This window comes from Sebaldella termitidis ATCC 33386, assembly GCF_000024405.1.
Taxonomy (GTDB): Bacteria; Fusobacteriota; Fusobacteriia; order Fusobacteriales; family Leptotrichiaceae; genus Sebaldella; species Sebaldella termitidis.
In genome coordinates, this window is sequence record NC_013517.1 from 1,518,666 (window position 1) to 1,530,573 (window position 11,908).

The following is an 11,908-nucleotide window of genomic DNA, read 5'->3' on the forward strand; positions in this document are numbered from 1 at the left end:
ATGAAATACAATGAAGTAAAGAAAAATCATTTACCAGTGAATAAGAAAAGAACTGGGAAGAAACTGGACTTTAAATGGATTACAGTGCATAACACAGGTAACCCAAAGAGTACGGCAGCAAATGAAAGGGCATGGCTTACTAATCCTGAAAATACAACATCTACAGGGTGGCATATAGTAGTAGATGGTAAGGAAGCAATAGAAGCTATACCGATTACCGAGATAGCTTATCACGCAGGCACATCTGAGGGGAACAGTACATCAATAGGCATAGAAATATGCGATAGTGCGGGACTTGCAGCAGAGAAAAATGCTATTGAACTAATTGCTAGTCTTTTGATAGAAAAGAACTGGGGAACGGATAAAGTCCGTACACATAAAAGTTGGTCTGGAAAGCAGTGCCCTCACATCATACTTCCAAGATGGGATCAGTTTGTAAAAGACATTGAAACAGAAGTAAAAAGACAGAAAGCTGGAAACAATGCTGTAGTGGAAGAAACTAAAACAATAGAATTATTCGATAAAACAGGTAAATTATTAGGAAGTATAAAATTATAAGGAGAGTGAAAGAATATGACAGAAATGGCAATGAAAATATTTATAGTAGGAAAGATTAACGAGTGGATCAGAAAAAGAATACTTGAGGAGGAAATAATAAGCAGAGGAAAGGCAGGTATAGAAAAGCTGCAGAACGTTCTAGACAAACATGTATGGGAGAACATAGAAAAGTTTATAAAAGCTGCTAAAGCAAAAGATAATAAGCTTATACCGAACTTTATTGAAAATTTTACCGAAGATGTATTTGAAAAAGTATTCACCGAAATAAAAGGAATGCTGGACTTGAACGAGTTACTGGAAAGTATACTGAAAGAGGAAAAGAAAGCAATAAAAATTTAAGATCAGGAGAAGTAAATGGACATTCTTACAATAATAAATAAAATTGCAGAATTAGGGCTACTGGTAGTCTTGTCTAGTGTATCAGTATGGAATCAAATTAATATGTATAAAAGAATGAATTCCGATGCGACCAACAGGGATATATTAGAAGCATTAAAACAATTCCAAAAAGGGCACCTAATGTCGGCAGGATTAAAAATCATAGTGCCTTACTTTATTCAAGGATCCCGGTGGAAAATAGAAAATACCTTGCGGGACATTATAAATGTCAATAACATAAGTGCAAATTATAATGATGTGAAAACCAAAATAGCGCTATGTTATTCTAAAGAAAGAAATAAATTAAAAAATATTCTGGAAGTATCTGCAGATAATGCATATAAATACATAATAATTAAAAGTGTATATGATAATTTACAAATAAATGAAAATGCAATAAACTCAATATTTGAGGATATAAAAGAAGAAACAAAAGAAAATTATCATAAATATAAAGAAAAAATAAAACTTGAGATGAATCAATTTGAAGAAAATGCAGTATCTCAAGTGAATGATATATTATAAATAAAAACGCCCTCTGGAATTTTTCGGAGGGTTCTTTTTTTATTTGGTTAAATATTATATAATAGTAAAATATTACGCAATATACACACAATATACAAAAATACACTCAATGCACTATTAATAGGGCTTAGAAATATAATAAGGTAAAATATTATAAAAAATGATTATCTGAGGTGGAGAATGCTTTATACAATAACATTAAATCCGGCAGTTGATAAGGTAATAGAAATTGCGGGAACTCTTGAAAGAGAGCAGAATAACAAAATAAAAAAAGTGCTTTATGATATCGGAGGAAAAGGATGTCATGTATCAGCAGTATTTTCTGCACTGGGGCTTCCTAATATTGCTACTGGATTTACTGGCGGGAGAAATGGTATAAAGCTTGTGGAATTAATGGAGGAAAAGAATATTAAATGTGAATTTATAAACGCAGGCAGTACAAATACCAGAGAATGTACCATTCTAGTAGATGAATCTAATCTCGGCAGCTACATGATTACAGAATCTGGGGAGCTTCCTGATGAGAAAGCATACAGTGAACTGATTCTGAAAATACAGAAAGAGATAAATGAGGACGATATAGCAGCATTATCAGGATCACCGGCAACAGGCTTTCCGAAAGAAAAATACTGTGAAATAGTGAAAACGCTGAAAAATACCGGGGCTAAGATATTTATAGATGCAAGAGACGAATATTTGAAGGAGGTAATAAATCTGGAGCCTTTTTTTATAAAACCAAATAAGTATGAATTTCAGGTATTAACAGGGAAAAAACTTGAAAAAACAGACGATTTTATAGAGGAAATACAAAGGCTTAATGAAAAAATAGAGATAGTAGCAGTGTCTCTCGGGGAGGAAGGAAGCATAGTAGGGGTAAAAGACAGGGGAGTATACGGATTTACTCCACCAAAGATAGATGTAGTAAGTGAAACAGGCTGCGGGGATATATTCGTAGGCGGTGTAATTTCAAAATATTATCTGAAAAAAGACATAGAGGAAATTTTTAGATTTGCCACAGCGATAAGTGCATCTAAAGCAGCACATTTTTTAAGCTCGGATTTTTCACTGGAGCAGACCAGTAAACTCCTGCCTCTGGTAAAAATAAAAAAATATAAGTAAAGCAGAAAATAAATAATACATAATAACTGTATTTTCAGCTTATGTCCAAATACTTCAAAAAATTTGAAATAAATAAGCCTTTAAAAAACACAGGGAAAAATGCTATAATAAGACAAATATAAAAACACAGGAGGTTTAGGTGTGGAGAAAGTTTTAAGAAAATTACAAAGCGGTTCCGACATCAGAGGAATAGCTATTCAGCACGAGGACAAACAGGTGACTTTGAACAGAGAAACTGTAGCTGCATTGGCACAGGGATATGTGAATTATATAAGTAAAAAACTAGGTAAAAATCCTGAGGAAATAGCAGTTTCAGCCGGGACTGACCCGAGAATAACAGGAGGTAAGCTGCAATGTGCCTTTATTGAAGAGCTGCTGGATGCGGGAATGACAGTTTATGATTTTGGTTTATCAACGACTCCGTCTATGTTTATGAGTACAATTTTTGAAAAGTATAACTGTGATGCTGCTATTATGTTCACTGCAAGTCATCTTCCTTTTTATTATAACGGAATAAAATTCTTTACTAAAGAAGGCGGATTTGAGAAGGAAGATATCAAACAGGTTATAGAAAATTCGATAGATATTTTGAAAAATTCTACGGTTAAACAAACTAAAAAGGGAAAAATAGTTAAGACCACAATAATAAAAGATTACTCTAAATTTTTAGTAGAAAAAATAAGAACAGAAGTAAATTCTAAAAAAAATTATGAAAAACCGCTTGAAGGACTGCATATAGTAGTAGATGCCGGAAACGGAGCAGGAGGATTTTTTGCAGAGGAGGTTTTAGAAGTTCTTGGTGCTAAAACTGCAGGAAGTGCTTTTCTGAATCCTGACGGACTTTTTCCTAATCATGTGCCTAATCCTGAAGACGAAACAGCAATGGGATTCCTGAAAAGAGCAGTTCTTAACAGTAAGGCAGATTTTGGTATAATATTTGATACAGATGTGGACAGAGCATCATGTGTGGATAAGAACGGAGAGGAAATAAACAGAAACAGATTAATCGCTTTATCTTCTGCAATAGTTCTTGAGCAGAATCCGGGAAGTACAATAGTAACAGATTCCATTACTTCTGATGAATTAAATGAATTTATTACTAAGCTCGGCGGAAAACATTTCAGATATCAGAGAGGGTACAAGAATGTTATAAATAAAGCAAAAGAACTAAATGAAAAAGGGATAGAGTGTCCTCTGGCTATAGAAACATCAGGACATGCAGCTTTTAAGGAAAATAATTTTCTTGACGACGGTGCTTATCTTACTGCCAAAATATTAATAACTCTGGCAAAGCTCCACGAAGAGAACAAGAATATAGAGGATCTTCTTGAAGGATATAAGGAACCGCTTGAATCAAAGGAGATACGTCTGAATGTAAATACACAGTCAATAAAAGAATATGCCGATAAAGTAATAAGCGAGCTTGAGCAGTTCGTGAAAGAGGAACCGGAATGGTCTCAGGTGGAAGAAAATTACGAGGGAATAAGAGTAAACTGCAAGGGCGGAGAAGGAAGCGGATGGTTTTTATTAAGATCATCTCTGCATGAACCGATAATCTGTATAAATATGGAAGCAGATTATGCCGGAGGAGTGGAGAAAACAGAGAAGAAGCTTGCTGAATTTTTGAAAAAATACAGTGAAATAGATACTTCAGCTTTATAAAAAATAAAATTTATTATAAGATAACAATACTGTCGGAATAACAGAATTCCGGCAGTATTTTTCAGGTGTTATTTTATGGGAGAATGATGAGAATCAATTCTTTCTTTATCTGAATATAAATGTTATAATAAACAAAAAATTAAGGAGTTATAAATCATGAAGAAAGTAATGTTTTTATTTTTTCTGTTTTCAATTACGGCTTTCCCGTGTAAAATGCTGGTAAATCCGGGGAAACCATTTATAATATCAAATAATAAAGTCTATTATACAGAAGCTGGAAATGCAAAGATGGAGCTGTCAGGGGCAGATTCTGCTGATTTTCAGACTATTTCATATTCTGTGGAATCATGTGAATACAGAGATTACGGGAAAGACAGCCGAAATGTATATTTCAAAAATACAAAGGTAGAAGGAGCAGATGCCGGGAGTTTTATTATGCTGGAACAGGGCTATTATAAAGATAAAAGATATCTGTATTTTTACGGTAAGAAACTGAGAGACAGTGATTCCAGAAAAGAAATAAAATTTATCAAGGATAACAAAGATACGGACTGTATTCCCTGGGGAGACGGCGGCTGTGTTATCAACAACGGAAATAAATATAAAGACGGGAAAAAATATTTCAAAGGAGCATAAATATAGTGATTTTTACATATTAAAAAATCAGGGGAATTTCCCCTGATTTTATATGGTAATTTTTAAAGTAAGAATCTCTGCATTTTTTAAACCCGGCAGGATATAAGAATTATCCGAAATTTTGAGATTTCCTAAAAATGCCGTTTCTTTCAGGTTAGTAATAGAAACAGAATTATGCGGGAAATTTATTTTCAGTCTGTTATTTTCAGAAAGCTTCTGAGAAGGATTAAATAATCTCAGAATAATATTTTTATCTCTTTCTGCTTTTTTCAAAGCTGATACTTCAATATTATTTCCTGTTAATTCAATATACTCTTTTCTTAAAGGTCTGTCTCCTGTTTTTATATCTTCTAAAAACTGTTTTACATTAACCGGAGCAGAATAAAGGGATACAAGCCTTTGAATCTGTGTATCAGAATAATTGCCTGAATGAGGAATTATCCCGAATTCAAATTTATAATTCCCCGTCATCTGAGAATCAGGCGTATTGAATTCTATTCCGCTCACTCTGCCCGGACGTATTTCGAGATCTGATTTTCCCATTTTTCCTACACTTCTCATAAGTGTGAGGGCAATAGTGTCGTTATTATAAATTTCATATTCCGGCAGACCGGCAGACAGCACTGCGATTCCTGTTTTACTGTCGGAAATATCAGTGAATCCCTGCATTGGATATATAGGAAGCGGCTTTGATTTATAGTTCAGCTCTTTCCAGTTTTCAGGGACTGAAATTTGATTATCTCTTTTTATGACTGAAAAATGGTCTCCTGCATATGATGAATCTGTGGTAACAGGGGCACTGCATAATACCTTTATTATATGATCATGAGAATTATTGTAAAGTTCGGTTTTTACTGCAATTATTCTTGAAGCAGCTCTTAATGAAACGGTGCTTTTGATTTTCAGTTCTGTCAGTTCTGTATTTCTTCCTGATCTGTCGGGATTTAATGCATTTGGCACCATCATAACATGTTTTATTTCAAAAGCTGTTTCAAAATTATTTTCATACAGCTTAGTTATTTCTGCTTTCAGGTTTTCAGTAGTAAAAATTCTGTCATTTTTTGGAGGAGAATAGTCGTATTCATCTCCGTCATCACCTTTTTCTTCATATGTCAAAGCCGAAAATTTTTCTCCGCTTTCTTTTTCAAAAATATCTAAAGAACCGTTTTCCTTGATATTTATTTTCAGATATTCATTTTCCAGCTGATTTTCATGAGAGGATACCAGCTTTTCATTATTGTTCGCTGCTTCATTCTCACGTATATCAATAACTTCATAGCCGCCTGCCGGAAGAAAATCAGAAGAAATTATGATTTTATTTTTCCAGAAGACATATTTTGGATTTTTGCTGTAAGAATCCAGAATATAATTTTCTGATGCGATGTCCATGGCAAGACTTATATCAGTCTCTGAAAGATCTGTATTTAGAGATGAAACAATCTCATAAGGAATCTTTTTACCTGCAGAAGTATAAATAGAGAATTCCTTTTCCTTTGTGTATACTGTAATTTCGATAAATTTTTCCCTTTTATAAGGGAGTGTATTAACAAGAAGAACTGCTCTGCCTTTTATTTGGGAAAGATCAAGCTCTCTTTCCATATATCTGAAAAACATGTTTTCCAGCTCTTTGTTTATCTGTCCTGAGTACTTGAATCTGTTCATAATATCATCGTGGCTTTCATCTGTACAGCATGTGCATATACTGTCATGTGCCTGATTTTCAAAAAGATATTTCCATGATTTATTAATCAGTCCGTTGGAATAAATACCATTTTCAAGATATGCAAATGTCGAAAGAGGCTCAATAACAGAAGAAATTTTATATTCAAGTGTTTTATTCAGGTATTTTATATCCATTCTGCTGGAAGAATCACCGAAATGAACTCTTTGTTCCTTCGGGTTTCTTAATTCACCGTGAAGCACCTGTAATTTTCTGCTGCTTTTCTTCAATGCATTTTTTATATCTTTAGTTAATAATTCAGGATTTGATATTTTTATATTTAAATCATAATTATTTTTTTTGAAATATTCATTTGCATAATTGATGATATCGGGAAGACCATTTTGTATAGTTGTATGATCACCTCCGCCCATAAGCATAACTTCGCCGTCTTTAAATCTGTCAGCTATTTTTTCTTCGGTTTCCAGAATTTTTTTTACGGCATTTTCCTTATCAGCGGGAAGATATCTGTTATAGCCGTATCCCAGCGGGAAATGTATGCCAAGTATCTCCGAGCCGTCAGGTGACTGCCAGGAAAATACCGAATCATCAATGTCGTCACAGGCAATTCCCCGCCATACAAGAACAGATTTCAGATCAAAGCCGTTTAATATCTGGGGAAGCTGTGCAGACTGACCGAAGGAATCAGGAATATAGCCTGTCTCCATAGAGTGCCCCATGTCATCTGCTATATTAGAGCCTATTAAAAGATTTCTGACAAGGGATTCTCCGCTGATAAGATAAAAATCCGGCTGTGTATACCAAGGACCTACAAAGAGCCTTTTATCAGAAATTAATTTTTTCAGTCTTTCTCTGTTTTCGGGATATACTGTGAGATAATCATCAAGAATGGAAGTCTGGGCATCATACATAAAATAGTCAAAATTTTTGTCATTTTCCATAGTGTCCAGAAGAATTTCCATACTATAGCCAAGTCTTACCCTGAAAGCTTCAAAGGTTTTGTGCCATTCTCTGTCCCAGTGAGTATGGGGAATGTAATGTAAATTTTTCATTTGCGTCTCCTTTTTATTATAATGCCAATACTCTGACAGGGACTGGTATTCTTAATCTCTGTCTGAGTATTGGCATATTTTTGTTTTGTTATAAAATTAGAATTTATTCGGCAGCCAGCTCTTGAGCCGGTTTTCTGAGAAGTATATTTGCAAAAGCTATAAAAAATGCACCGATAAATATAGATAAAACATACAGCGGCCATTTTTCCACAGTAAACCATCCGTAAAAACCTGAAATAGGCGCGGGGTTATTTGCTCCGAACATGACTGCAAGAGCAGAAGCCAGTGCTGAGCCTATTACATTTATAGGAATTACTTTTAACGGAGATTCTATGGCAAAAGGTATTGCACCTTCTGAAATACCGACAAGTCCCATTAAAATAGAAGACTTTCCGGCTTCAAGCATAGATTCGTCATACTTTTTCTTTGACAGAAGAGTAGCGATTCCCAAGCCTATAGGAGGAACAATTATTGCTACCTGAGCAGCAGTATTGGGTGTAGTGATTCCGGAAGTAAGAAGAGCCATGGCTGTAGTAACCGCTGCTTTATTAACAGGGCCGCCGAGATCAAAACCGACCATTCCGCCGATAATAGCAGCAAGAACGATTTTATTTGTACCTGTCATACTTGTAAGCCATAATTCAAGAGCTCTGTTAATGCCGGCAAGCGGTGCTCCCACGACATACTGCATAAGAAGGCAGGTAACGAGAGTTCCCAAAACAGGTGCCAGAAAAATAGCCGTAATACCTGCTGCAAAATCAGGAAGCTGCATTTTTTCTAGAATAAATTTTACTGTGTATCCTGCAAGTATACCTGCGGCAAGTGCTCCTAGAAATCCGGTATTCATATTTTTAGCAAGAAGCCCTGCTACGAATCCCGGTACTATTCCAGGTCTGTCTATAATGGAAAAAGCTATAAATCCTGCAATAAACGGAAGCATCAGCCCAAGCGCAAGACCGCCTATACCATCCATAGTATGAAAAAGCTTTACCAGTGCATGACTGCTTTCAGCGTGTGAAGCATCCCATATATCCACGACTCCGTAAAAAGAAGAACCTATTCTGGCTATTCCCATGATCACAGCTCCGGCTATTACTAACGGAATCATATATGAGATTCCTGTTAAAAAGTGTCTTTTTAAATCAATAAAAAAATTTTTCATGTTTCCTCCTAAAATTAATTTCAAAATAACAGATAAAATCGCTTGTATTCATTTTTTAGAGTATGACAAATTATAATGCCAGAGCATCATTGATAGCTTTTTCAGCATTTTTGATAGCTTCCTTTACAGAAATTTTGTGTATGATTTTATCCTTAAATCTTTCTTCTTCTCTTACTTTAGTCTCCACTGCAAATATAACAGCATCAGCATCAGCGATTTCCTGTACAGTGATTTTGTTTTTTATTCCGGTAGCACCCTGAGTTTCCACCTTTATATCATAATTTAATTTTTTTCCTGCAGTTTCAAGAGCTTTGGCAGCCATAAAAGTATGGGCTATCCCTGTAGGACAGGCAGTAATTGCAACTATTTTTTTCATTTGGAATCCTCCTTTTCTGTAATAATCTTATAAATTTCATTTTTGCTGTCAGAATTTTTTATATTGGAAATAAAGTCTTCCTCCATAATTTTTGATGCAAGCTCGGACAGTATCTCTATATGTGTGTCTGAGGAATCTTTTTTTACTGCAAGCATAAAGATAATATCGATTTCTTCTTTTGTTTCAAAATTCCATATAACCGGTTTTTTCAGAGTAGCAATACAGACCGAGTTTTCTATTACCGTTTCTGACCGTCCATGCGGTATAGCAGTATATTCTCCCACTTCTGTAGTAGATTCATTTTCTCTTTCATATATGGAGTCTCTGAATTCTGATAAAGAATTTATTCTGTTTTCTTTATCCAGCATACAGATAAGCTGTTCAATTGCCGAATCCTTGGAGTCTGCCTCCAGATTCACGGCAATTAGTCTTTCACTGTAAAGATTTGACATAGCAGTTTCCTTTCTGATATTTATAAAAACTCATGAGTATTTTTATATATAACTCCTTTGGCTGTAAAAAGGATTTTAGTGATCAGCTTTTGTAGCACAGCTTATTCACACTAGAAGTATATAATGAAAAAATATATAGTCAATCAAAAATTGACAGATTATTTTTTTCAGTCGTCTTTGGAAATAAAAAAAACTTGAAAAATAAACCTAAAAAAACTATAATCAATTATAGACGACGAAAAAATATTATTGAATCGTTATATAGGAGGCGGTCTGTGAATAAAAAATTTTCAAACAGGATAAAAATGTCACTGTCTTTGAGTAAGCAGCAAAAAAAGCTCTTCAAATACCTGTTTCTTGAAGCTAAAAAGGTATATGAGGAAGATAAAAATATTATAGAGTTCAAACTTGAGATAAAAAAAATATTCAGATACTTAAATGTAAGATATAATATTATCGAAATTTTTGAATTTGAAAAAAATCTTGAGAAAATTTTGGAGAATAAAATAATTTATACAGTTATCTCTGCTGATAATACTGAAATTATGCGGGGAAGATTTAATCTTTTAAGCTCTTACAGCATACAGCAGGATATTCTCAGCTATGTATTTCCGAAAGAAATACTGGAAAGCACCGGAGAGGAAAATTATTTTTCGGCACTGGATTTTCTTGTTTCTATAGAGCTGGAGCTGGAAAGAAGTCTTATATTATATAAAGAGCTAAGCAGAAGTCTGGATTCCATCAAAAGAAAAAACAGCGTGGAGATAGAACTGGAAAAATATAAAGAACTAATGGATGCTGCTGATATGTATAAGAGAATGTATGATCTTGAAAGAAAAATTATAGAGCCGACATTAAAGGATATAAACAGCTATTCACAGTATTTTATATCCGTGGATAAAATAAAAGAGAATAATAATCCTAAGAGTAAAGTAAAATCTCTTGTTTTTCATATATATTTAAAAGAGGATAATGAAAAGATACAGCATCTTCTGAATATGTTTCCGGCAGATATCAGAAATAAAAACTCTGTAAGGGAGAAAACCGAGGATTTTTATTACAGGGAAGGATATGATTTCGTATATAAGGTAATAAAATATTCCAAAGAAAAGCACGGGAATCTTGCTCTGGAAGATATGTTCTTTAAGACGCTTGATGAAATATATGTGGAGAATAAAGAAGAAACCGAGGGATTTATGCTGTATGAGGATATAAAAGACGGTCTTGAAAAATTTTCAAAATTTAAAAACAGAATGGGGAGAGTACTGCTTCAGACAAGATTCGAGCTTCCCGTACTTTTGGACATATTAAACACTCTTGCTATTGAAAAGAATCTGAAGTATGAAAATAAATATTATAAAATAACAGCCTGTTATTCCGAAAATCCTGAGAAGAGATTCATAAAAATATACAAAAATACAAAAAAATAAAAAAGTTCACACTAATATCACATTGTAATGGTATAATTATTCTAACAGAAAAAATACCGGAGGTAGATATGAAAAAAAAATTAGCTGTTTTATTTATTTTGTTTGCTGCTGTTTTAACAGCGGGGAGTGTATCAGAGGATTTGGTAAAAAAGCAGAATAAAATAAATGAAAAACAGAGAAAGATAGATGAGAAAAAAAAGCTGAATCAGATAAAGTACAAGGATAACAAAGGAAAGCTCGCAGCAAAAAATGCAGAGCTTGAATTTGACCAGAGAGAAGTGGACTATGACAAGGCAAAATTAAAGTTCATGAAGGATAATAAGGATCTTCTGGTAAAAATAGAAAATAAAAAAACAGAAATACATTATGAAAAAAGAAAGAATAATCCAGACTGGGCAAAAATAGATAAAATGATTTCCGAAAGAGAAGCACTTGAAGATAAGTACAGAGATAAAGAATTAAAATTTGAGACAAATTATGCCAAAAAATAGAAACAGAAGAATAAGCCGGTGAGAAATGCCGGTTTTTTTTATTGCTGATTTTTAATTATTTTAAGAAGGGAAATTATTAAATAGACTGAATATACTATGAAAATTATAGTTTTGAAAGAGTAAATATTATTATTTTAGAAAATAAATTTATAAAAGCAAAAAAATATAAAAAAGTTGGAAGTACGACAATTTCTTTATTTGAAATAAATTTTGTTTTATACTTCTAAACTAATTAAAACAGAGTTTGGATATAATTTTGAATTGCCTTAGAAAATAAAGCTTGTAAGTAATATTTTATGAAATCGATTACTTATCTGACAATAAAATTATGTTTATATTATTTAAATATAATTTTTATATTAAATAATATAAAAGGATAAATAAAG

Annotated in this window: 12 protein-coding genes; 8 read left to right on the forward strand and 4 right to left on the reverse strand. The window is 33.4% G+C overall.

Features of this window, described 5'->3' with window-relative positions; all coding sequences use genetic code 11:
• The 6 genes from STERM_RS07110 (at position 1) to STERM_RS07135 (ending at position 4,878) form a co-directional block, all read left to right on the forward strand.
• Positions 1 to 558 carry a peptidoglycan recognition protein family protein gene (locus STERM_RS07110; RefSeq protein ID WP_012860908.1) on the forward strand — a complete coding sequence of 186 codons (558 nt, stop codon included), beginning with the start codon at positions 1 to 3 and terminating at the stop codon, positions 556 to 558.
• A 15-nt stretch (positions 559 to 573) separates the two neighbouring features.
• On the forward strand, positions 574 to 897 hold the full coding sequence (locus STERM_RS07115) for a hypothetical protein (protein WP_012860909.1): 324 nt from the start codon (positions 574 to 576) through the stop codon (positions 895 to 897).
• Between the two features lie 15 nt (positions 898 to 912).
• Complete coding sequence (locus tag STERM_RS07120; protein WP_012860910.1) at positions 913 to 1,461, forward strand: hypothetical protein; 549 nt, start codon at positions 913 to 915, stop codon at positions 1,459 to 1,461.
• A 180-nt stretch (positions 1,462 to 1,641) separates the two neighbouring features.
• On the forward strand, positions 1,642 to 2,580 hold the full coding sequence (locus tag STERM_RS07125) for a 1-phosphofructokinase family hexose kinase (RefSeq protein ID WP_012860911.1): 939 nt from the start codon (positions 1,642 to 1,644) through the stop codon (positions 2,578 to 2,580).
• A gap of 141 nt (positions 2,581 to 2,721) precedes the next feature.
• The gene (locus tag STERM_RS07130; RefSeq protein ID WP_012860912.1) at positions 2,722 to 4,242 is read left to right on the forward strand and encodes a phosphohexomutase domain-containing protein; all 1,521 of its coding nucleotides are present in this window, start codon (positions 2,722 to 2,724) and stop codon (positions 4,240 to 4,242) included.
• Between the two features lie 156 nt (positions 4,243 to 4,398).
• The gene (locus tag STERM_RS07135; protein ID WP_012860913.1) at positions 4,399 to 4,878 is read left to right on the forward strand and encodes a DKNYY domain-containing protein; all 480 of its coding nucleotides are present in this window, start codon (positions 4,399 to 4,401) and stop codon (positions 4,876 to 4,878) included.
• Positions 4,879 to 4,926: 48 nt separating this feature from the next.
• On the opposite strand, the gene STERM_RS07140 is transcribed toward STERM_RS07135, so the two are convergent.
• From STERM_RS07140 to STERM_RS07155, 4 genes are all read right to left on the reverse strand, one after another.
• Positions 4,927 to 7,611 carry a glycoside hydrolase family 38 N-terminal domain-containing protein gene (locus tag STERM_RS07140; protein ID WP_012860914.1) on the reverse strand — a complete coding sequence of 895 codons (2,685 nt, stop codon included), beginning with the start codon at positions 7,609 to 7,611 and terminating at the stop codon, positions 4,927 to 4,929.
• A gap of 103 nt (positions 7,612 to 7,714) precedes the next feature.
• On the reverse strand, positions 7,715 to 8,773 hold the full coding sequence (locus tag STERM_RS07145; RefSeq protein WP_012860915.1) for a PTS fructose transporter subunit IIC: 1,059 nt from the start codon (positions 8,771 to 8,773) through the stop codon (positions 7,715 to 7,717).
• Between the two features lie 70 nt (positions 8,774 to 8,843).
• Positions 8,844 to 9,149, reverse strand: a complete 306-nt coding sequence (locus tag STERM_RS07150) for a PTS fructose transporter subunit IIB (protein ID WP_012860916.1) — start codon at positions 9,147 to 9,149, stop codon at positions 8,844 to 8,846.
• Complete coding sequence (locus tag STERM_RS07155) at positions 9,146 to 9,601, reverse strand: PTS sugar transporter subunit IIA (RefSeq protein ID WP_012860917.1); 456 nt, start codon at positions 9,599 to 9,601, stop codon at positions 9,146 to 9,148. The genes STERM_RS07150 and STERM_RS07155 overlap by 4 nt, the downstream gene beginning before the upstream one ends.
• 275 nt (positions 9,602 to 9,876) lie before the next feature.
• Here STERM_RS07155 and STERM_RS07160 point away from each other — a divergent pair, with 275 nt between their 5' ends.
• Together STERM_RS07160 and STERM_RS07165 are read left to right on the forward strand one after the other, a co-directional pair.
• The gene (locus tag STERM_RS07160; protein WP_012860918.1) at positions 9,877 to 11,031 is read left to right on the forward strand and encodes a replication initiation protein; all 1,155 of its coding nucleotides are present in this window, start codon (positions 9,877 to 9,879) and stop codon (positions 11,029 to 11,031) included.
• A 68-nt stretch (positions 11,032 to 11,099) separates the two neighbouring features.
• Positions 11,100 to 11,522: a hypothetical protein gene (locus STERM_RS07165; protein ID WP_012860919.1), complete on the forward strand. Its 423-nt coding sequence runs from the start codon at positions 11,100 to 11,102 to the stop codon at positions 11,520 to 11,522.
• Positions 11,523 to 11,908 lie beyond the last annotated feature (386 nt).

Coding starts and splice junctions, on each gene's coding strand:
- STERM_RS07110 (WP_012860908.1), top strand. CDS start 1: ATGAAATACAATGAAGTAAAGAAAAATCATTTACCAGTGAATAAGAAA.
- STERM_RS07115 (WP_012860909.1), top strand. CDS start 574: ATGACAGAAATGGCAATGAAAATATTTATAGTAGGAAAGATTAACGAG.
- STERM_RS07120 (WP_012860910.1), top strand. CDS start 913: ATGGACATTCTTACAATAATAAATAAAATTGCAGAATTAGGGCTACTG.
- STERM_RS07125 (WP_012860911.1), top strand. CDS start 1,642: ATGCTTTATACAATAACATTAAATCCGGCAGTTGATAAGGTAATAGAA.
- STERM_RS07135 (WP_012860913.1), top strand. CDS start 4,399: ATGAAGAAAGTAATGTTTTTATTTTTTCTGTTTTCAATTACGGCTTTC.
- STERM_RS07140 (WP_012860914.1), bottom strand. CDS start 7,611: ATGAAAAATTTACATTACATTCCCCATACTCACTGGGACAGAGAATGG.
- STERM_RS07145 (WP_012860915.1), bottom strand. CDS start 8,773: ATGAAAAATTTTTTTATTGATTTAAAAAGACACTTTTTAACAGGAATC.
- STERM_RS07150 (WP_012860916.1), bottom strand. CDS start 9,149: ATGAAAAAAATAGTTGCAATTACTGCCTGTCCTACAGGGATAGCCCAT.
- STERM_RS07155 (WP_012860917.1), bottom strand. CDS start 9,601: ATGTCAAATCTTTACAGTGAAAGACTAATTGCCGTGAATCTGGAGGCA.
- STERM_RS07165 (WP_012860919.1), top strand. CDS start 11,100: ATGAAAAAAAAATTAGCTGTTTTATTTATTTTGTTTGCTGCTGTTTTA.